This is a genomic window from Bordetella bronchialis (assembly GCF_001676705.1).
GTDB lineage: Bacteria > Pseudomonadota > Gammaproteobacteria > Burkholderiales > Burkholderiaceae_B > Bordetella_C > Bordetella_C bronchialis.
In genome coordinates, this window is record NZ_CP016170.1 from 761,430 (window position 1) to 779,631 (window position 18,202).

Here is an 18,202-nt window from a genome sequence, read left to right on the forward strand (position 1 = left end):
GCTAGCATCTTCACGCAGGTGGCGCCGATCGTACGGCCGCCGGCACAAGGAGACAAAGCCGCATGAGACCCGCAGAAGCACTCTGGGCAAGACCGCCGTCCTGGCGCGCGAACCTGACCGCCAAGCATTGGCGCACGCTGAACGGCGCCTTCCTGGGGTGGATCTTCGATGGCTACGAGGCGCTGGCGCTGGTGGTCGTATTGCCCGCCTTGCTGCACGGCCTGCTGCGGCCGGACCAGATGGCCGAGCTGCCCGTGTATGGCGGATTGGTCATCGGCATCACCTTGCTGGGCTGGGGCATCGGTGGCCTGGTGGGCGGGACGCTCGCCGACTATATCGGGCGCAAGCGCATGATGATGTGGTCCGTGCTGTTGTACGGGCTGTTGACGGGCCTGACCGCTTTCGCGCAGGACATCTGGCAGGTCAGCCTGCTGCGGCTGCTCACCGGTCTTGCCATGGGCAGCGAGTGGAGCACGGGCATCGCGCTTGTCGCGGAGACCTGGCCGCGCGAGGCCCGCGCGAAGGGGGCGGGCTTCCTGCAATCGGGTTTCGGCTGGGGCACATTGCTGGCGGCGCTCATCTGGTACGCCATGACATCCTACGATCCCTTCGGCGTGAACAACTGGCGCGCCATGTTCGTGCTGGGCGCGGTGCCAGCGCTGTTCGTGCTGTATCTGCGGCGCGGTGTGGACGAGTCCGAGCAATGGATAGAGGCCGTCCGCAACAGGCAATGGAGCGCCACGGGCCAGGATGCCGCCGGTGCAGGGAGAGAGCCGGCGCCCGCGCGACAAGGCGATGAAAAGCGGCCCTTCACGCTCAAGCAGTTGTTCAGCGAGCGCGAGGCCGTGCGGCGCATCGCGCTTACCACGGTACTGTCCATCGCGGCCATTGTCGGTTGGTGGGCGGTGTCCAGTTGGCTGCCTGCGTACACAGCTGCCCTGGGTGCCGCGGGCCACGTCGCCGACCCGCAGGCGTGGGTCTCGCGCGTATCGATTTCCTACACCTTGGGCGCCACGGCGGCCTATCTGGTATCGGGCTTCATCATCGATGCGGTGGGGCGGCGGCTGTTCCTGTTCCTGACCTTCGTGGGCTGCTTCGTGACAACGCTGGCCACCTATGGCTGGGTGGGCAGCGTACAGGGCTTGATCCTGGTGGCGCCGGTCAATGGCTTCTTCACGTTGGGCTGCGCGTTCGCCTGGCTGGCGATCTACCCGTCCGAACTGTTCACTGCCACGGTGCGCTCCACGGCGGTGAGCTTCGTCTTCAATTCCGCGCGGCTGATCGCCTGGGTTTTTCCCATCCTGTCGGGCCGGATGATCCAGGCTTTCGGCGGGGTGGCGCACGGCGCCCTGCTGATCGGCTGCGTGTACCTGGTGGGGCTGGTATTGCCGTGGTTCCTGCCCGAGACCCGCGATGCCGACCTGCCGCGGTGATGCCACCGGCCGCGGCTGCCCCGGCGCGTGGCGCCGTGGCTGTCGGGGTCTGGCGTCGCGCCGCGTAACGCTTTCAGGGGCGGCCTTCGTCGTTCGATAGGCGCTTATAGAAGTAAGTCGTGGCGGACAGCCCGCCATACGCCCTCAAGGCGTAATCGGGAATGACGCCCGCGCGCGTCCAGCCCGCGCGTACATACAGGCGTTCGGCATCGCTGCCCGTTTCCGTGTCCAGGACGAGCAAGGTCTTGCCCGCGCGAGCGGCGACGGTGTCGACCGCCGCCATCAGCTGGCTTGCGACCCCCAGGCGCCGGAAGTCGCGATGGACCAGGAGCTTGGACACATCGGCCCTGTGGGGCTGGTTCTCGGGCTGCCCGACGACGATCTGCACCGTGCCCATGACGCGACCTTGCGATTCGGCGACCAGCAGAATGCGATCGCCCTGGACGACGTCGTCGGCGACCTTCGTCCAGAATCGCATGGCGCGCGGCATATCGAGCGGCGCGATAAAGCTGACCGAGGCGCCACCCGCCACGCAGTCCATCAATACCTCGGCCAGCGGGTCCACCAGCCTGGGGGCCTCTTCGGCCGGGACCACGCGGATTGTTGCCTGATGGGTCATCTCAGATTCCTTGGTGCGCGAGCGTCGTCAGCGCGACCAGATAGCGCGCCATGACTCGGCCGGGGTTATGGAAGCTCGTCGGTCTATCCAGTTTCATCGTCAGGCAGTCGCCTTTTTCCAATCGCCAGGCTGTCTCTCCGCTACGGACTTCCATCGTGCCGTGCATCATCCAGACTTGCTGCACGACATCCGGCTCGCCCAGCGCCGTTTCATAGGCGACGCGCTGGCCAGCGGGGAACTGGATCTCCACCAGCTGGGTGGGGCAGGGGACGGCCGCCGACAGGTGGCGGCGGACGTACCCGGACGCGGGGTCCGTCCAGACGGCCTGCTCGTCGGCCCGGGCGATCGGCGAGGGAATGTCTTCCGCGGATTGCCGTTCGAACAATGACGCGAGAGGAACACGAAGCGCCGTGGCCAGTTTGTCCAGGACCACCGCGGTCGGGCTGCTTTCGCCTCGCTCGATCAAGGAGATGGTGGAGCGGCTCACGCCGCTGCGGTCGGCGAGCGCATCCAGCGACCAGGCGCGTCCGCTTCTCAGCTCCCGGACGCGCGTCGCGATGATCTGGTTGATGTCCACGGCTGTTCCACAATACTGGAATTATTGTCTAGTATTATGGAAATCAGCGCAGCCGTCAACGGCCGCGAATTGGCCTATCCTGCATGTTCTTCATGAGGAGCATATGAACCACAGCCTTCCCTCATCCCACTTGGAGCTTCTCGAGCGTGTCCGTGCGGCGGTGGCGCGCGACGAACGTCTTCATGCCCTGTTGATCGGCGGCTCCTATATCCACGGCGGCTTCGACGAGTATTCGGACCTGGATTTCTCCATCGTGGTGGAAGAAGGCCACTACGCCGAAGTCATGGCCGGCCGCAGGGCTTTCGCCGAAGCCATCGGAGGATTGATTTCCGCCTTTACCGGCGAGCATGTCGGTGAACCGCGCCTGTTGATCTGCCTATACGGCGAGCCGCTGATCCACGTGGACTTGAAGTTCGTCCTGCCGTCCGATCTGGATCGCCAGATCGAGCGACGCGCGGTGCTGTTCGCCCGCAATCCGCGCGAGATCGAGCAACGCATGCAGGCTGGCGCGGTAGCGTGGCCCAATCTGTCATCCGAATGGTTTGAAGCGCGTGCCTGGATCTGGCTGCACTATGCGATCACGAAGCTGGGGCGGGGCGAGCTCTACGAGGCGATCGGCATGCTGGGCTTCTTTCGGGAACAGGTGTTGGGGCCCATGCTGTACCGCCGGGCCGGCCTGAACCAGCGCGGCGTGCGGCGGCTGGAGGCCCTGCGGCTGGACCAAGGCCACGCGCTCGCGGATACGGTGGCGCGGCACGACGCCGGCTCCGTCCACGCGGCCGTGCTTGCCGCGATCCACCTGTACATGGAGTTGCGTGGGGATGACCTGCCGTCGCGGCCGTGCCGGGGAATGCCGGAATCCTTGCTGCGATCGATGCCCGCGCGCCGGGAAGCGCCATGATCACCAACGTCAGCATTCTCGTCCGTGACCGCCGGGGTCGCACGCTACTGCAAATGCGCGATAGCGCGGCCAGGATAGGCCCGCTGGCCTGGAGCTTCTGGGGCGGCGCGGTCGAGGCCCAGGACCCTGACCCCTGGCACACGGCGTCGCGCGAGCTGGAAGAGGAATTGCGCATCGCCGCCCGACCGGCGGAGTTCATCGAGATCGGCCGACGCCGCGGCAGCGATGGCCAGGAGGCCCCATTGATGCTGTTGCGCCGCCCGGTCGAATGGGGCGACTTCCGTGTCCTGGAAGGCGCGGGAGCCGCATATTTCGAACTGGACGAGATCCGGCGGCTGCCGGTGACACGATCGGTGGCCTGGTACCTGGCGAACAAGCCGGACGTCTTCACGCCTGCCTGACGCGCGGCCGCGTGCCGCGGTTTGGTGCCTGCCGGGCAACACTGTGTGGGCACGCACGGGTCTACTTCCCGGCACCGAGACTCTCTAGGATGACTGCACGAGGCGCGCATTCCGCGGCCATTCCTGGAGATCCCACTGTGCTTAGTCCTGACACCTCCCTGCCGTCCGCCCGACCCGCATCGATGGATCTGGTTCCGTCGCGTTATGCGGTGCGCATCGGCGACATCGATGTACTCGTGATCAGCGATGGCGTGCTGCCGCTCCCGGCGACGACCATGTCCATCAATGCCGACCCGGCCGACCGCGCGGCCTGGTTGCAGGACATGTTCCTGCCGCCGGAAGGATTCGATTGGGCATTGAATGTCCTGGTGGTGCGCAGCGGAGAGCAGACCATCCTGGTCGACGCGGGCGTCGGCTCGGAATTCCCCGGATTCCCGCGGGCAGGACAGCTGTCCTCCCGGTTGGAGGCCGCCGGCATCGCCCTGGAATCCTTGACCGATATTGTGATCACGCACATGCATATGGACCATGTCGGCGGCCTGCTCGTCGGTGGCGTGAAAGAGCGCTTGCGTCCGGACGTGCGCATCCATGTGGCGGCCAAAGAAGTGGAATTCTGGAAGGCGCCGGATTTCTCGCGGACCTCCATGCCCGCCGCGGTGCCGCCGGTTCTGCGCTCGGCCGCCACACGCTTCTTCAACGACTATCGAGGCCGGTTGCGGATGTTCGACGAGCAGCACGAGGTGGCGCCCGGCGTGACGGTGCGCCGCACGGGCGGTCATACGCCCGGACACAGCGTGGTTTGCCTGCACTCGGGCAGCGACCGGCTGACCTTCGCCGGCGACGCCGTGTTTCCGGTCGGTTTCGACCATCCGGACTGGCACAACGGGTTCGAGCACGATCCCGAGGAGTCGGTGCGCGTGCGTGTGCGCCTGCTGCGGGATGTGGCCGCGACGGGCGAACTGCTGCTGGCCACCCACGTGCCGTTCCCGTCCGTGGGGCGGGTGGCGGTGGAGGGCGATGCTTTCCGCTGGGTACCGGTGTTCTGGGACTATTGACCTGTTCTCGTCCGGATCCCAGCCGCGGCGCGATCTATCGCCACGACAAGATCGCGTCCGGCTCGGCGCTCATCCGGGCTGCCGGCTGCGTGGTCGCAAGCCCTGCTACATTCTCCATCTCGCCAATCTCGACGCCTGGCCTGGGTACAGGACACCCGGCTCCGGCGGCGGGCCGAAGGCGTCGCCTGAGACGGAGGTCGCATGGAAGCGTATTTGCCGGTCGGATTGGTCACGGTCGTGGCTTGTATTGTTCTCTTCGTCATGGCCGCCGCGGTCGCGCGCACGCGCATCGCGGTCGGCATATTACCGCCCGCGATGACGGGCGATCCGCTCCTGGAGCGCACCATCCGGGCCCACTCCAATACCCTGGAATGGATGCCGGTCTTCCTGCCCGCGTTATGGCTCTTCGCGATCTACGGCAATCCAGTCTGGGCTTCGGTGCTGGGCGCCGTCTGGATCGTCGGCCGCATTGTCTATTTCATCGGCTATCGGATCGCGCCGGAGAAGCGTCGCATCGGCTTCGGCATTCAGGCGATGGCGGCCTTCATCCTGGTGATCGGCGCGGGATGGCGGATCGTCTATTTGATGGTGACGCTGCGCGGCGCGTAGCGATGTTGCGGTGACCGCCTGGAGCTTGATGGAAATCCCTTGCGCAGCGATATGACGAGTACCCGGGCGACGCTGATCGGGCTGACGGCGGTGGTGCTATGGAGCACCATCGTCGCGTTGATACGGGGCGTGGCCGAGGCCATGGGGCCCACGGCGGGGGCCGCGATGATCTATACGGTGGGCACCGTCCTGCTGGGCCTTACCGTGGGCGTTCCGCGGCCGCGCGGGTTTCCGCGCGCATATCTGTACCTGGGCGGCGCCTTGTTCGTCGCCTACGAGTTGTGCCTGGCCTTGTCGCTGGGTTATGCCGCGAACAGCCGGCAGGCCATCGAGGTCAGCCTGGTCAACTACCTGTGGCCCAGCCTGACGATCCTGTTCGCCGTCGTTTTCAACCGCCATAGGGCCACGGCGCTGATCGTTCCCGGGGTAGTGCTGGCCTTTGCCGGCGTGTGGTGGGCGCAGGGCGGGGCGCAAGGTCCCGGGCTGGCGGGCACGGTGGCCAATATCCGGAGCAATCCTCTCAGCTATGGCCTGGCTTTCGCGGGCGCCGTGATCTGGGCGGCGTATTGCACGGTGACGGCCAGGATGGCGAAGGGCAGGAGCGCGGTGACCCTGTTCTTCGGGCTTACCGCGCTGGCGTTCTGGATCAAGGTGCTGGGCAGCGGCGATGCGGTCATGCATGTGGACCTGGGCGTGGCGGTGCAGGTCGTGCTGGCCGGCGCCGCCATGGGATTCGGCTATGCCGCCTGGAACGTCGGCATCCTGCATGGGAATATCGCCGTGCTGGCCGTGGCGTCCTATTTCATTCCGATCTTCTCGTCCGCGCTCGCCGCCGTGCTGCTATCCGCGCCGCTGGCGGCGGGGTACTGGAACGGCGCGGCCATGGTGTGCGCGGGATCGCTGCTGTGCTGGTGGGCGACGCGGGCGCGGCGGTAAGAGAGGGGCCTGGCCCCGCGGCATCCGCGTGCAGCGCAGCGCCGGCCCCTCACGCCCGGTGCTATGCGATCAGCTTCACCAGCGCCGGCACTGTCAGCACCGCCGTGTAATACCCCATGAACTGAACGCCGGTGTTGAAGGCAAAGGCGCGCGAGAGCAGGCCGCCCAGCAAGCCCATGGTCAGGATGACCAACAGGCCCAGAAGCTGGCCTTCCCAGACGCTGATCACCACGATCAGGCCGACGAAGGTGGCGATGATGGCCTCGTGGCTGACCTTGCGCGACACGAACAGCGCCGCGCGGCGCGCGTAGTTCATGGCGAAGGGATAGGACACCAGCGACGCGATGACGACGGCGAGCATGCCGTATCCCAGGAACTCCCAGTGGTTCATCAGGTTATGCAGGTTGTTGGTCTGCCCGGTCGCGCTGTCCACCGTGAAGCGCGGCGGCGCATTGAACAGCGGCGCGGCCGGACCCGCCGCGACGGGACTCAAGGGCAGGCCGAAGGCGATCAGCGGGATCAAGGCTTCGGCGATATAGGTGGCCTCGGTGACGCCGTTGCGTGCGCTCAGCACCGTCGTCAGCCGATGGTAGGCGTGCCGGACGCGCGCGCCCACCATTTCGCCCATGACCACCGTCATCGCGACCGGGCTGAACACGAAGGTGGCGCTGGAGACGGCCGCCGTGGCCAGCGTCCAGCGCGTCTGGGCGCGGTCCAGCACCTTGAAGGGATTGGGAAAATAGCCGGACCAGCCCTTGACATCGGGCGCCAGCGACAGCGTGCGGACCTTGTCGCGCGCCATGCGCTTGCGGCCTTGCGGCGACATGACGGCGAACAGGTCGGCGATCAGCGGGCCGATGGCGATGCCCAGGAAATAGCTGATGCTGAGTTTGACGCCGTAGCGGGCGGTCAGGCTTTGCAGCGCGATGATGACCATCACGAAGGGGACGAGCAGCGCGACCGATGCCCAGCGTCCCGCCGAAAAATAGGCGATGAGCACCGCGGCGGCCAGGAATATCCAGGGCGCGGAGCGCGTGATCGCCGGACCGAAGGGAGCGAGCAGCACCGCGAACAGCACCGCCAGGGGAACGGCGACGAAGGCGGCGATGATGGCCCCGGAGATCATCTTGCGCAAGGCGATATGGGGTACGCCCAGCTTGCGCAGCATATTGGCGTCCTGCAGCAGGGGCGTGGCCATGGTGTCGCCGGGGATGCCCAGCAGGGCCGTCGGCACGGCGTGCGTCATGTGCTTGGCCACCGCGCCCGCCAGGAAGAAGGTAAAGACGCCGGCGGGCGGCACGCCCAGCAAGGCCACCAGCAAGGTCAGGGGGGCGAGGGTGGTTGTTTCGTCGGTGCCGGAGATCAGCCCGATGGCGGCGAAGACGACTGCCCCCACCAGGCCCATCGCGGCCGCGGCCACGATCTGGTCGAACAGGATGGGATCGCTCATGCCAGCGCCTCCTTTACCTGCCGCGCCGGCCGCGGGCTGCCCGCATCGGCGCGGCTCGCGAACAGCTCGTCCAGGCCCAGCTCGCGAAGTTCCTGCAATGCCGCTGGCGGCAGGTCGGCCAGCGTGCCGAGTCCGCCGGGTTCGTTGGCGAGGTCGGCCAGGACCTCTTCGCGCCACGCGGCGTCCGCCAGCGAGGTGTTCTCCACGACTTCGCGCTTGGGCCGGAACAGCCGGGCGCAGACCACGCCCGCGATGACGCTGCCCGCCAGCCCCGCCAGCATGGCGTAAGCGTGGCCCAGCTCCGCCGAGGACGCCAGGCCGCGCAGCACGCGGCCGGCCGCGACGAAGGCCGCCACGCTGACGACGACGCCGATGGCGATGGACCAGGCCAGGTGGCGCAGGTCCACCGTGTCGCTCCATACTTCGGCGAGTTGCCCGGCGGGTGCGCGCCGCGGTACGGCGCGGTGCCCGTATGGGCTGGAATTGATGTTCATGATGGTCTCCTCCTCCGATCGCGGCCGCTATGGAAAATTTATGCGCCGGCCGCCGTTCAAGTCGATTCGTGGGCCGGCGCCTGCTCCCGCAGCGCCTTCAGCAAGGCGATGGCGCGGTCCGTGCGCACGTCTTTTTCCTCGGCCATGCGCCGTGCGATGGTATCCACTTCCGCGCCGGTCGCGCCCGCCGTCAGGGCAATATTGCGCGCGTGCAGGGCCATGTGGCCCCGCTGTATGCCTTCGGTCGCCAGGGCCCGCAAGGCGCCCAGGTTCTGCGCCAGGCCAACGGCGACCGCGATCTCGGCGAGTTCCTGCGCCGAGCGCACGCCCAGGATTTTCAGGGCCACGCGGGCCAGCGGATGCGTCTTCGTGGCGCCGCCCACCAGCCCCAGTGCCATCGGCATTTCGATGGACCCCACCAGCGCGCCCGATGCGTCCTTCTCCCACGCCGTCAGCGAGGTATAGCGTCCCGTGCGGGCGGCATAGGCATGGGCCCCGGCTTCGATGGCGCGCCAGTCGTTGCCCGTGGCGACGACGACGGGGTCGATGCCGTTCATGATGCCTTTGTTGTGCGTGGCGGCGCGATAGGGGTCGACCGCGGCGAATGCCCAGGCGTCCAGGATGCCTTCGATGATCTCCTCGCCGCTGCGTTCGCGCGTGGCCAGTACCGCGGGCGTCAGCCGCACCCGCGCGCGGGCCAGCCGCAGGTCGGCCAGGTTGGACAGGATGCGCAGGCGTACGGAGCCGCCCGCGATTTCCTCCACCAGCGGCGCCACGGCCTCTGCCATGGTGTTGACGGTGTTGGCGCCCATGGCATCGCGCACGTCGACAATGAGATGCACCACCGCCATCGGTCCGCGCGGCGTGTCCGCGAAGATGTGGACTTCGATGTCGCGGCAGCCGCCGCCCAGTTCGAGCAGTACCTTGTCGCGGCTGTTGGCCAGCGCCAGGATGCGGTCTTTCTGCCGCAGCAGGGCCAGGCGCGCGCCCTGCGGGTCGGTCAGGCCCAGGATCTGTATCTGCGCGCGCATCAGCGGCGCGCTGCTGGAGGTCTCGAAGCCGCCGCATTCCCGGGCCAGCTTGGCCATGTACGAGGCGGCGGCGACCACGGAGGGCTCTTCGACGGCCATGGGCACCAGCACGTCGCGGCCGTTCACCTGGAAGTTGGCGGCCACGCCCATCGGCAGCTCGAAGGTGCCGACGACGTTCTCGATCATGCCGTCGGCGCGATCCAGCGCCAGCGCGCCGGGGCGGGCCAGGGCCAGCCTTTCCTGTTCGTCCAGGCCCACGGCGCGGACGATGGCCTGCAGTCGTTCGGTTGGGGAAAGGGCGCGGAAATTGGAGAGGCGCGAATCGACCACGATGAAATGCTCCGTTCTGGAATCAACGGGTCGATCCTAGGTAAACTGTACCGCTATTGACAGGTACAGTTTGGGCCAACAGTACCATCGCACTGCACCAATTTCCCAAGGCAATATCGTGGATCCCGGTCATGGATGACGGCAGGAGACTTCCCGCGCGACGCGACGGGCGCGGCTCGCGCGGGGCGCCCATCGCGGAAGGCCTGGCGCGGCTGATCGGCCAGCAGATCGCCAAGGGCGTGTACCGCGCCGGCGACAAACTGCCCTCGCTGCGCGAAGTGGCGCAGCTGCATCGCTACGCGAAGAACACCGTCGTGGTCGCCTTTGAAATCCTGGTGGCGCAGGGTGTGGTCGAACCGCGGCGGGGCTCCGGCTTCTACGTGGTGGACCGGCAGGACGCGCGCAAGCCGGTGGAAGAAGAGTCGGGACAGTTGAGCCGGGCCATGGACATCGTGTGGCTGATGCGCGAGCAGCTCAAGACGCAGCCGGACGCGGTCGCGGTCGGCGACGGCTTCCCACCGGTGGAGTGGCTGGCCGATATGCGCATGGACCGCTATCACCAGAAGGTGGTGCGCACGGGGCTGGGCAGCCTGTTCCGCTATGGCGGCCGTTACGGCTATGCACCCCTGCGCGAAAGCCTGGTGCGCAAGCTGGGCGATATCGGCGTCAATGCCTCGGCATCCCAACTGGTACTGACCCACGGCGCGAATGAAGCCATGGACCTGGTGATCCGCTATTTCCTGCCGCCGGGCGCGGCCGTGCTGGTGGACGACCCGGGCTATTACCCGCTGTTCGGCAAGCTGAAGCTGGCCGGCGCCCGCATGCTGGGCGTGCCGCGCCTGCCCGACGGGCCCGACCTGGCGGTGCTGGAAGATCTATTGGCGCGGGAGAAGCCGCGGCTTTTTTTCACGCAGTCGCTGGCCCACAACCCCACCGGCTCCGACATCTCCGCGGCCAAGGCCTATCGCGTGCTGCAGCTATGCCAGGCCCATGGCACGCTGGTGGTGGAGAACGATCCGCTGGCGGACTTCAAGCCTACGTCGGCCGTGCGGCTGGCGGCGCTGGACCAGCTGGCGGGCACCCTGTATATCGGCAGCTTCTCCAAGTCGTTCTCGGCCGCGCTGCGTGTGGGCTTCATCGCCTGCGATACGGCGCTGGCGAGCGACCTGGCCGACCTGAAGGCCCTGGTGCACGTCAGCAGTTCGGAATACTGCGAACGCATGGTCGATGTCATGCTGCGCGAGGGCCACTACGAGCGCCACCTGTTCCGCCTGCGCCGCCGGCTGGAGGCCGCCACGGCGCAAGCCTTGAACGTGCTGGATGAGCTGGGCGCCCGGGTCTTCGCGCGTCCGGCCAGTTCGTTGTATCTGTGGCCGGCCTTCCCGGGTATCGAGGACACGGTGGCCCTGGCCCGCGAACTGCTGCCGGAAAAAATCCTGCTCGCGCCGGGACGGGTATTCAGCGTCGATGCGGACAAGGTGTCGCCCTGGTCGCGCTGCAACGTCGGCGCGCTGGTCGACGAGCGTTTCCGCGGCGCGCTGCGCCGCCGTATCGCCGCGTCGCCTAGAATGCCCGGATAACCATTCCGCGGATATCCGATGAAAAAGACCGATCTCGAGAAAAACAAGGCCCTGAAGCTGATGGGCAAGCTCAACGCGGCCACGCCGCCCGGGCGCTATGCCGGCGCCGCGCCCGCGCCCGATCGCCGCGAGCAGCGCCGCCTGGACCAGGCGGCCGGCCTCGTGCCGTTTCCGGTCAAGCTGCGCCAGCCCTTGATCGACGCCTTGCGCGCCAAGGCCGAGGCCGATGGGGTCAGTGTCAACGATGTCATCAACGATCTGCTGGCCAATGCGCTGAAAGGCTGACGGCATGCATATCTGGGTCGACGCCGATGCCTGTCCCGCCGTCATCAAGGAAATCCTGTACCGCGCGGCGCAACGATGGCAGCGATCCCTGACGCTGGTGGCCAACCAGATGCTGCGCACGCCACCGTCGCCCTTGATCCGCGCCGTGCAGGTGCCGCGCGGCTTCGATGTGGCGGATGACTACATCGTGCGGCACGTCCAAGCCGGAGACCTGGTCATCACCGGCGATATTCCGCTGGCCGCGCAGGTATTGGACAAGCACGCCTTGGCGCTCAGCCCGCGCGGCGAACGCTACACGGCCGACACCATACGCGAGCGCCTGTCCATGCGGGACATGATGGAAGACCTGCGCAATGCCGGCGTGGACGTCGGCGGGCCCGCGGCACTCAGCCAGGCGGATCGCCGCGCCTTCGGCAATGCGCTGGATCGCCTGATGCTGGCGGCGCGGCGCGACGCTTGAGCCCTGCAACCCCGGGCACGGGAATACGCGCCTGGTCATCGAATTCCCGCTGCTGCGGGACATGACGCGCGCGGGGGGCGGGCGCCTTTCACCCATGCGCATGGAATGGCGGCGGCCGGGTTCGCTCAGGAGCCGCTTCCCTGGCGCTCCAGCCATGAACGGAATAGCGCGATGCGTTCATCGCCGGATTTTTCGTCGGCGACATAGGTGCAATAGCTGCGCGATGGCAGGCGCGGACCCGGGAAGGGCGTGACGAGCCGGCCACAGGCAAGATCGTCGGCGACCAGCGCGGTGGGGCCCATGGCGACGCCGATGCCGTCGATGGCGGCCTGCAAGGTCAGGTAGAAGTGGTCGAAGGTCAGCGTGGCGGCTGGCCGCAGCGCGGCGATCTGCGCGCCCGCCAGCCAGTCCGGCCACAATCGCGGCAGGCTCGATGTGTGCAGCAAAGTGTGGTGCCGCAGGTCTTCCGGCGATCGCAGCGGCATGCGGCGCAAAAGCGCCGGACTGCAGACCGGCAGTCTTTCCTCGGTAAGGAAAGGCCGCATCGAATAGCCGTAGAACGTGTCCGGGCCGCCCCGGATGACGACGTCGTAGTCTTCCTTCAGGCTTTCCAGCGGCCCGTTGGACGTCTCTATCCTGACTTCCACGCCGGGATGGTCCGCGCGGAATCGCGCCAGCCTGGGTACCAGCCATCGCAGGGTGAATGTGGCCGGCGCGTTCACGGAAAGTACGCGGGCGTCTGTTTCGGTTACGCCGTAGCGCGCGGTGGCCTGCGAGAGCTGTTCGAACAAGGGGCCGATCTTTTGCAGGTAAGCGGCCGCGGCTGGCGTCAGCTGCACGCGGCGGTTATGCCGCTCGAACAGGGACGAGCCCAGCCACGCTTCCAGCAGGCGTATGTGCTGGCTGATGGCGCCGTGCGTCACGTGCAGCTCGGCGGCCGCTTCCTTGAAGCTGCCGAGCCGGCCAGCGGCTTCGAAGGCCCGCAAGGCATTCAGCGGGGGCAGGACTCTTTTCATCGTTCGAGTAGTTTTTCTAACGCGACATGCCAGATTATCTGCGTTGTCGGGCGTGATAGGGATAGATAAGCTAAAGCATTGCTCAACCACGATCAAGGTCCACATCATGAACACGACTGCCCAGGCTCCCCTGATTCTTGTCACTGGAGGAAGCCGCGGCGTCGGCGCGGCGACGGCGCGGCTTGCCGCCGCGCAAGGCTATGACGTGGCGATCAGCTTCGTCTCCAACGAAGCCGCGGCGCGCGAGGTGGCGGCCGATGTGGAAGCCGCCGGGCGCCGCGCGCTGGCCATGCGGGCGGATAGCGCGGACCCGGCGCAGGTTGCCGGCTTGTTCGCCGCGATAGACCGCCAGTTCGGCCGCATCGACGTACTGGTGAACAACGCCGCGATACTGGAGCGGCAGTCCCGCCTGGAGGACCTGGGCTTCGACCGCATGCGGCGTATTTTCGCGGTCAACGCGATCGGCCCCATCCTGTGCGCGCAGCAGGCGGCGAAGCGGATGTCCTATCGGCACGAGGGGCGCGGCGGCGCGGTGATCAATGTCTCGTCGGCGGCGGCGCGGCTGGGCAGTCCCAACGAATACGTGGACTACGCCGCATCGAAGGGCGCCCTGGAGACCTTCACGACCGGCTTCGCCAAGGAAGTGGCGCGCGAGGGAATACGCGTGAACTGCGTGCGGCCGGGACACATCTACACCGAGATGCATGCCAGCGGCGGCGAGCCGGGCCGGGTGGATCGCGTCAAGGATTCGATCCCCATGGGGCGGGGCGGCCAACCGGAGGAAGTCGCGCGCGCCATCCTGTGGCTGGCAAGCGCGGAGGCCTCCTTCGTCACCGGCACCTTCTTGGATGTAACGGGCGGCAAGTGAGCCCGGGGTGGTAACGCATCAGGGCAGGCGGCAAGCGGGCCATGGAGGCGGCAGGTAAGCCAGGGCAGTCGGCGAGTGGACCAGGCACGCGGCAATCCAGACTTGGTATCTCTGTATGATAGGTCGCCACGGCGCGCGGGCGCCGCACGAGCCGGAGAGCGCGTATGGATTACCTGTTATCGCTTGCCCAGCAACCTGCCGCCTGGATCGCCCTGGCGACACTCATCGCGATGGAAGTCGTGCTCGGCATCGACAACCTGATCTTTATCTCCATCCTGACGAACAAGCTGCCGGCGTCCCAGCAGGCGCGCGGCCGGCGCATCGGTATCGGACTGGCCCTGGTCCTGCGGCTGGCCTTGCTCGGCACGGTGGCATTCATCGTGCAGCTGACGCAGCCCCTGTTCGAGCTGTTCGGGCGCGGTGTGTCCTGGCGCGACCTGATCCTGATCGCGGGCGGCCTGTTCCTGGTCTGGAAGGCAACCAAGGAAATCCATCATCACGTCGACCCGGATCCCGCCGGCGACCTGTTCGAGGGCAAGACGGCCACCATCGGCTTTGCCGCGGCCATCGGCCAGATCCTTTTGCTGGACCTGGTGTTCTCGATCGACAGCATCATCACCGCAGTGGGCATGACGGAGCATATTCCCATCATGTTCATCGCGGTCATTGTCGCGGTGCTGACCATGCTGGTGGCCGCCGATCCGCTGGCCCGCTTCATCCAGCGCAATCCCACCGTCGTCATGCTGGCGCTGGGATTCTTGCTGATGATAGGCATGACGCTGATCGCGGAGGGCTTCGGTGCCCATGTGCCCAAGGGCTATATCTACGCCGCAATGGCGTTTTCCGCGCTGATCGAAGGCCTGAACCTGATGGCGCGGCGCACCCGGAGCCGCCGGACCGCGGGCCAGGACGAGCACTGAGCGCGGCCCGGGCGGGGGCCGCGTGAAGGCAGGCGCTCTCCCGCCAAAGAGCACTCAGGCGGGGGCCGGCCGCACCGCCCGCGCCAGGCGCATTACCGTGACGCCGGGCTTGAGCTGTCGAAGCGAGGGCATGACCAGCGTGCAGCGGTCGTAGGGCGTGACGATGGCCTGGCCGTCCGCCCACCCCAGCACCGTGCCGGCCTTTTCCAGGGTTTCCAGTCCTTTCCAGGCTTGGGAAAACCGCAGGTCCATGGACGGCGCGACCACCGCGTCGGTGACCTGGAGCACCTGCTGCGCGGCGGGATCGGGCAGCCGCCATCGCGCGGGAATATCGTCCCGGTCGACCACGCCGGACGCCGCCAGCATGCGCGCGGCCATGTCGCGGGCCACGCCATGGGACGCCGGGTCGCCATGGAAGCCGCACTCGATCAGCAGCGCGCAGGCATCGTCGCGCGAGGGGTCGCCGAAGCGCCCGAAGTCGCGCATGCGCACGCCGTCTTCGTGGCCCGCGTCGACGATGACATGGGCCGGGGCTTTCAGTTCCCGGGCCAGGGCGATGTTGCGAGCCAGCAGGCCGGTCAGCAGCAGTGGCGCGCCGGGTTCGTGCATGGAGTGCAGGTCCAGCAGCCAGTCGGCGCGTTCCACCCATGGCCGCAACGCCGCGGCACGGCGGCTATCCGCAGTCCGGGCATGCTCGAGCCGGGCGGCGGTCCAGACGCGGTTCATGTCTTCGTCCACGAACCGGGCCGCATCGCAGCGGGCCGGATCGAAGCGGTCGAAGGCTTCGAGATTGCAGAACGCCAGGGTCAGGCTGCCGCGGCGCGGACGCAGCCCGGCCGCCAGCAGGTCCTTGAGCGCCCATGCGCCGCACAGCTCGTTGCCGTGCACCAGCGCGGAAATCATCAGGCAGCGGCCGGGCAGCCCGGAATCGAAGTGCCATACACCGGGCGTACCCGTGTTGCCGATGCGCTCTGCGTCGAGGCCCGGCGTGGATAGTGCGAAGTTCATGAAGCGTCCGTTGCGGGTTGCGGCCATCGTGGGGCACAGGCGTGACTATTGGGCTTCGATCCTGGCGGCCTTGACCAGCGCCCGGTACTTGCCGGTTTCCGCCGCCTGGAACGCCGCCAGATCCACGCCCGGCTGGGCGATCTCGGCGCCCGCGTCGCGCATCTTGACGCGGAATTGCTCGGACGCCAGGATCCCATCCAGCGCGGTGCGCAGCCTGGCCACCACGGCTTGGGGCAGGCCGGGGGGACCGTACAGCGCGAACCAGACGTTGATGTCGACGCTTTCGAAGCCCGGCGTGGCGGCCAGGGGCGCGATCTCCGGCGCGGTGGCGGAGGCTTTGTTTTCCGTCAGGCCCAGGGCGACGATCTTGCCGCCCCGTACTTGCGGCAAGGCGGAGGACAGCACCAGGATGCCGAAATCCAGCTGGCCGCTCATCAGGTCGGTGACCATAGGCGCGACGCCCCGATACGGGACATGGCCGACCTGGGTTTGCGTGGCCTGGTTGATCATCTCGCCTGCCAGGTGCAGCGCGGTGCCCACGCCGGACGAGCCGAAGTTATAGGTCCCGGGGGCCGCGCCACGCACTTTTCGCAGATACTCCGCGGCGGTTTTCACTCCCGCGCCGGGGCTGGCCGCCAGCACCATGGGCTGGGAGCCGACCAACCCCACGGCGGTGAAGTCCTTGGCGCCGTCGTACTTGACGGCCGTGCTGATCATGCCGGCGATGACCATCTCGTTGGTGGCCCCCAGCAGCAGCGTGTAGCCGTCGGGTTCGGCACGCGCCACGCGTTGCGCGCCTATGGTGCCGCCGGCGCCTCCCAGGTTCTCGATGACGACTGCCTGGCCCAGGCGCTTGGACAGTTCCTCGCCCAACAGGCGCGCGGTAAGGTCGACGCTGCCGCCGGCGGGATAACCCACGACCAGCGAAATGGTGCGCGTGGGATATTCGGCGGCGGACGCGGCGGAGGCGGCGGCAAGCGCGGTGGCCGCGCACAAGGCTGCACACAAGGCCGCGCAGCCTTTGCGCAGCCGGTACGTAACGGTGTTCATGGATTCTCCCTGGGGGCTGGTTGGACGGCTGGGCCGTCTCTCTGGTCTCAGGGCGTATTGTCGGGCGCAACGGCCGGCGCCCCGTGCCGAAACGGCACGCAGCCGTGCCATTTGTGCGTGGGCCGCGTGGGTTCAGGATATGCGGCGGGCGGTGGCGGCCCAGGCCGCTTCGGCCAGTTCGGTCATCCGCGCCCGTGGCCGGTACAGGCGGATTTCGAAGGCGACCTCGTCGCTGCGTCCGCCCAATGCGGCCAGCGTGCCGCGCCGGCAATCGGCGATCACCATCGACCAGGGCAGCCAGGCCACGCCCAATCCGTTGGCCACCGCGCCGTGCGTGGCGTCCAGCGAATCGCTGCGCATGAAAGGCGTCAGCGCATATGGCGTGGTGTCCAGGCGATCTCCCAGGATGCGCGCCATCGCGAGGCCGCCGGCGTAGGCGATCAAGGGCGTGGGGCGGCCGCCTTCGCGCAGCGCATAGCGCGGTTGTCCGCGCGTATCGACCTGCGTGACCGGCACCAGCTTGTCGGTCGCCAGCGTGATGTATCGATACCGTTGCGGGCTTAGCGACGCCGACATGGCCGGATGCTCGTAGCAGCACAACATGTCGACCTTGTTCTGTTCCAGCCTGACGACGACATCCTGCATTCTTCCGGTCGAGATCTCCACCTGCGTCCGACCCGTCAGGACTTTGGGGGCGCGGTGCCGCAGCCGGGCCACCCAGTCCGCGACCAGCGTGCGCGCAAGGCTGCGGCCGGTCGCGATGCGCAGTACCGCGTCGCCATTGCCGCTGAAACCGCGCATGCCGTGGCGCGCCACGCTCATTTGCTCCACCACCTGTATGGCGGTCTTCAGCAAAGCCTCGCCTTCCGGTGTGAGCGTCGCGGGTTGCTGGCCGCGGCGAACCAGCGGTACGCCCGCCCAGGCTTCCAGGGTACGGATGCGGCGGCCGAAGGCGGGATGCGTGACGTGCCGCAGTTCCGCCGCGCGCACGAAGCTGCCGGTGCGCGCCAGCGCGATCAGGTCTTCGAGCAGTTTCAGGTCGGGCATGGGCTTCGTATGGCGGGTAGACGGGCGCCGGGAGCCGGCATCGGCGGGCCGGCCTTCGCGCAAGCCCTGCAGGTGGCGTAGCGCGCACAAAGAATCGCGGCAATGATAGCGCGGTACCGGCAGGGCGCCATT

At 67.6% G+C, this 18,202-nt stretch carries 20 protein-coding genes; 11 read left to right on the forward strand and 9 right to left on the reverse strand.

Annotation, left to right across the window (positions count from 1 at the left end):
• Positions 1-62 precede the first annotated feature (62 nt).
• Complete coding sequence (locus BAU06_RS03270; protein WP_066344261.1) at positions 63-1,433, forward strand: MFS transporter; 1,371 nt, start codon at positions 63-65, stop codon at positions 1,431-1,433.
• A gap of 73 nt (positions 1,434-1,506) precedes the next feature.
• Here BAU06_RS03270 and BAU06_RS03275 read toward each other — a convergent pair whose 3' ends face one another.
• Both BAU06_RS03275 and BAU06_RS03280 read right to left on the reverse strand, forming a co-directional pair.
• Positions 1,507-2,052: a GNAT family N-acetyltransferase gene (locus tag BAU06_RS03275; protein ID WP_066344266.1), complete on the reverse strand. Its 546-nt coding sequence runs from the start codon at positions 2,050-2,052 to the stop codon at positions 1,507-1,509.
• Position 2,053: 1 nt separating this feature from the next.
• Positions 2,054-2,629: a helix-turn-helix domain-containing protein gene (locus BAU06_RS03280; protein ID WP_066344267.1), complete on the reverse strand. Its 576-nt coding sequence runs from the start codon at positions 2,627-2,629 to the stop codon at positions 2,054-2,056.
• A 103-nt stretch (positions 2,630-2,732) separates the two neighbouring features.
• Here BAU06_RS03280 and BAU06_RS03285 point away from each other — a divergent pair, with 103 nt between their 5' ends.
• From BAU06_RS03285 to yddG, 5 genes are all read left to right on the forward strand, one after another.
• Entirely contained in the window at positions 2,733-3,530 is a 798-nt protein-coding gene (locus tag BAU06_RS03285) for a nucleotidyltransferase domain-containing protein (RefSeq protein WP_066344272.1), read from the forward strand.
• Positions 3,527-3,931, forward strand: a complete 405-nt coding sequence (locus BAU06_RS03290; RefSeq protein WP_082993502.1) for an NUDIX domain-containing protein — start codon at positions 3,527-3,529, stop codon at positions 3,929-3,931. The genes BAU06_RS03285 and BAU06_RS03290 overlap by 4 nt, the downstream gene beginning before the upstream one ends.
• A gap of 182 nt (positions 3,932-4,113) precedes the next feature.
• The gene (locus BAU06_RS03295; protein ID WP_231933986.1) at positions 4,114-4,986 is read left to right on the forward strand and encodes an MBL fold metallo-hydrolase; all 873 of its coding nucleotides are present in this window, start codon (positions 4,114-4,116) and stop codon (positions 4,984-4,986) included.
• Between the two features lie 201 nt (positions 4,987-5,187).
• Positions 5,188-5,595, forward strand: a complete 408-nt coding sequence (locus tag BAU06_RS03300) for an MAPEG family protein (protein ID WP_066344279.1) — start codon at positions 5,188-5,190, stop codon at positions 5,593-5,595.
• A 51-nt stretch (positions 5,596-5,646) separates the two neighbouring features.
• The gene (gene yddG, locus BAU06_RS03305) at positions 5,647-6,531 is read left to right on the forward strand and encodes an aromatic amino acid DMT transporter YddG (protein WP_066357825.1); all 885 of its coding nucleotides are present in this window, start codon (positions 5,647-5,649) and stop codon (positions 6,529-6,531) included.
• Positions 6,532-6,592: 61 nt separating this feature from the next.
• Here the strand turns inward: yddG and BAU06_RS03310 are convergent, their stop codons facing one another.
• Genes BAU06_RS03310 through BAU06_RS03320 form a run of 3 tightly spaced genes read right to left on the reverse strand, consistent with a single transcriptional unit; the run spans position 6,593 to position 9,839 of the window.
• A complete protein-coding gene (locus BAU06_RS03310) occupies positions 6,593-7,981 on the reverse strand; it encodes a tripartite tricarboxylate transporter permease (RefSeq protein ID WP_066344281.1) in 1,389 nt (462 codons plus the stop codon).
• Positions 7,978-8,475 (reverse strand): hypothetical protein, encoded by a 498-nt coding sequence (locus BAU06_RS03315; RefSeq protein WP_066344283.1) that lies wholly within the window; start codon positions 8,473-8,475, stop codon positions 7,978-7,980. The genes BAU06_RS03310 and BAU06_RS03315 overlap by 4 nt, the downstream gene beginning before the upstream one ends.
• Positions 8,476-8,531: 56 nt before the next feature.
• Entirely contained in the window at positions 8,532-9,839 is a 1,308-nt protein-coding gene (locus BAU06_RS03320) for a hydroxymethylglutaryl-CoA reductase, degradative (RefSeq protein WP_066344285.1), read from the reverse strand.
• Positions 9,840-9,967: 128 nt separating this feature from the next.
• Between BAU06_RS03320 and BAU06_RS03325 the strand changes: the two genes are divergently transcribed.
• The 3 genes from BAU06_RS03325 to BAU06_RS03335 are packed head-to-tail and all read left to right on the forward strand — an operon-like array spanning position 9,968 to position 12,161.
• Positions 9,968-11,416 (forward strand): aminotransferase-like domain-containing protein, encoded by a 1,449-nt coding sequence (locus BAU06_RS03325; protein ID WP_066344287.1) that lies wholly within the window; start codon positions 9,968-9,970, stop codon positions 11,414-11,416.
• Between the two features lie 18 nt (positions 11,417-11,434).
• A complete protein-coding gene (locus tag BAU06_RS03330; protein ID WP_066344289.1) occupies positions 11,435-11,701 on the forward strand; it encodes a hypothetical protein in 267 nt (88 codons plus the stop codon).
• Positions 11,702-11,705: 4 nt separating this feature from the next.
• Positions 11,706-12,161 (forward strand): YaiI/YqxD family protein, encoded by a 456-nt coding sequence (locus tag BAU06_RS03335; RefSeq protein ID WP_066344291.1) that lies wholly within the window; start codon positions 11,706-11,708, stop codon positions 12,159-12,161.
• A gap of 125 nt (positions 12,162-12,286) precedes the next feature.
• Here BAU06_RS03335 and gcvA read toward each other — a convergent pair whose 3' ends face one another.
• Complete coding sequence (gene gcvA / locus BAU06_RS03340; RefSeq protein WP_066344296.1) at positions 12,287-13,177, reverse strand: transcriptional regulator GcvA; 891 nt, start codon at positions 13,175-13,177, stop codon at positions 12,287-12,289.
• Positions 13,178-13,283: 106 nt separating this feature from the next.
• On the opposite strand from gcvA, the gene BAU06_RS03345 reads away from it, so the two are divergent.
• Both BAU06_RS03345 and BAU06_RS03350 read left to right on the forward strand, forming a co-directional pair.
• On the forward strand, positions 13,284-14,045 hold the full coding sequence (locus tag BAU06_RS03345) for a glucose 1-dehydrogenase (protein ID WP_066344298.1): 762 nt from the start codon (positions 13,284-13,286) through the stop codon (positions 14,043-14,045).
• Between the two features lie 164 nt (positions 14,046-14,209).
• Complete coding sequence (locus tag BAU06_RS03350; RefSeq protein WP_066344302.1) at positions 14,210-14,965, forward strand: TerC family protein; 756 nt, start codon at positions 14,210-14,212, stop codon at positions 14,963-14,965.
• A 54-nt stretch (positions 14,966-15,019) separates the two neighbouring features.
• Here the strand turns inward: BAU06_RS03350 and BAU06_RS03355 are convergent, their stop codons facing one another.
• The 3 genes from BAU06_RS03355 to BAU06_RS03365 form a co-directional block, all read right to left on the reverse strand.
• Positions 15,020-15,973 (reverse strand): M14 family metallopeptidase, encoded by a 954-nt coding sequence (locus BAU06_RS03355; protein WP_066357834.1) that lies wholly within the window; start codon positions 15,971-15,973, stop codon positions 15,020-15,022.
• A gap of 45 nt (positions 15,974-16,018) precedes the next feature.
• A complete protein-coding gene (locus BAU06_RS03360; RefSeq protein ID WP_066344305.1) occupies positions 16,019-17,023 on the reverse strand; it encodes a Bug family tripartite tricarboxylate transporter substrate binding protein in 1,005 nt (334 codons plus the stop codon).
• 132 nt (positions 17,024-17,155) lie between these two features.
• On the reverse strand, positions 17,156-18,070 hold the full coding sequence (locus BAU06_RS03365; protein WP_066344308.1) for a LysR family transcriptional regulator: 915 nt from the start codon (positions 18,068-18,070) through the stop codon (positions 17,156-17,158).
• Positions 18,071-18,202 lie beyond the last annotated feature (132 nt).

What these genes read in the sequence shown, in the direction of transcription:
- BAU06_RS03270 (WP_066344261.1), top strand. Translation starts at nt 63, where the DNA reads ATGAGACCCGCAGAAGCACTCTGGGCAAGACCGCCGTCCTGGCGCGCG.
- BAU06_RS03275 (WP_066344266.1), bottom strand. Translation starts at nt 2,052, where the DNA reads ATGACCCATCAGGCAACAATCCGCGTGGTCCCGGCCGAAGAGGCCCCC.
- BAU06_RS03285 (WP_066344272.1), top strand. Translation starts at nt 2,733, where the DNA reads ATGAACCACAGCCTTCCCTCATCCCACTTGGAGCTTCTCGAGCGTGTC.
- BAU06_RS03290 (WP_082993502.1), top strand. Translation starts at nt 3,527, where the DNA reads ATGATCACCAACGTCAGCATTCTCGTCCGTGACCGCCGGGGTCGCACG.
- BAU06_RS03295 (WP_231933986.1), top strand. Translation starts at nt 4,114, where the DNA reads ATGGATCTGGTTCCGTCGCGTTATGCGGTGCGCATCGGCGACATCGAT.
- BAU06_RS03300 (WP_066344279.1), top strand. Translation starts at nt 5,188, where the DNA reads ATGGAAGCGTATTTGCCGGTCGGATTGGTCACGGTCGTGGCTTGTATT.
- yddG (WP_066357825.1), top strand. Translation starts at nt 5,647, where the DNA reads ATGACGAGTACCCGGGCGACGCTGATCGGGCTGACGGCGGTGGTGCTA.
- BAU06_RS03310 (WP_066344281.1), bottom strand. Translation starts at nt 7,981, where the DNA reads ATGAGCGATCCCATCCTGTTCGACCAGATCGTGGCCGCGGCCGCGATG.
- BAU06_RS03315 (WP_066344283.1), bottom strand. Translation starts at nt 8,475, where the DNA reads ATGAACATCAATTCCAGCCCATACGGGCACCGCGCCGTACCGCGGCGC.
- BAU06_RS03325 (WP_066344287.1), top strand. Translation starts at nt 9,968, where the DNA reads ATGGATGACGGCAGGAGACTTCCCGCGCGACGCGACGGGCGCGGCTCG.
- BAU06_RS03330 (WP_066344289.1), top strand. Translation starts at nt 11,435, where the DNA reads ATGAAAAAGACCGATCTCGAGAAAAACAAGGCCCTGAAGCTGATGGGC.
- BAU06_RS03335 (WP_066344291.1), top strand. Translation starts at nt 11,706, where the DNA reads ATGCATATCTGGGTCGACGCCGATGCCTGTCCCGCCGTCATCAAGGAA.
- gcvA (WP_066344296.1), bottom strand. Translation starts at nt 13,177, where the DNA reads ATGAAAAGAGTCCTGCCCCCGCTGAATGCCTTGCGGGCCTTCGAAGCC.
- BAU06_RS03345 (WP_066344298.1), top strand. Translation starts at nt 13,284, where the DNA reads ATGAACACGACTGCCCAGGCTCCCCTGATTCTTGTCACTGGAGGAAGC.
- BAU06_RS03350 (WP_066344302.1), top strand. Translation starts at nt 14,210, where the DNA reads ATGGATTACCTGTTATCGCTTGCCCAGCAACCTGCCGCCTGGATCGCC.
- BAU06_RS03355 (WP_066357834.1), bottom strand. Translation starts at nt 15,973, where the DNA reads ATGAACTTCGCACTATCCACGCCGGGCCTCGACGCAGAGCGCATCGGC.
- BAU06_RS03360 (WP_066344305.1), bottom strand. Translation starts at nt 17,023, where the DNA reads ATGAACACCGTTACGTACCGGCTGCGCAAAGGCTGCGCGGCCTTGTGT.
- BAU06_RS03365 (WP_066344308.1), bottom strand. Translation starts at nt 18,070, where the DNA reads ATGCCCGACCTGAAACTGCTCGAAGACCTGATCGCGCTGGCGCGCACC.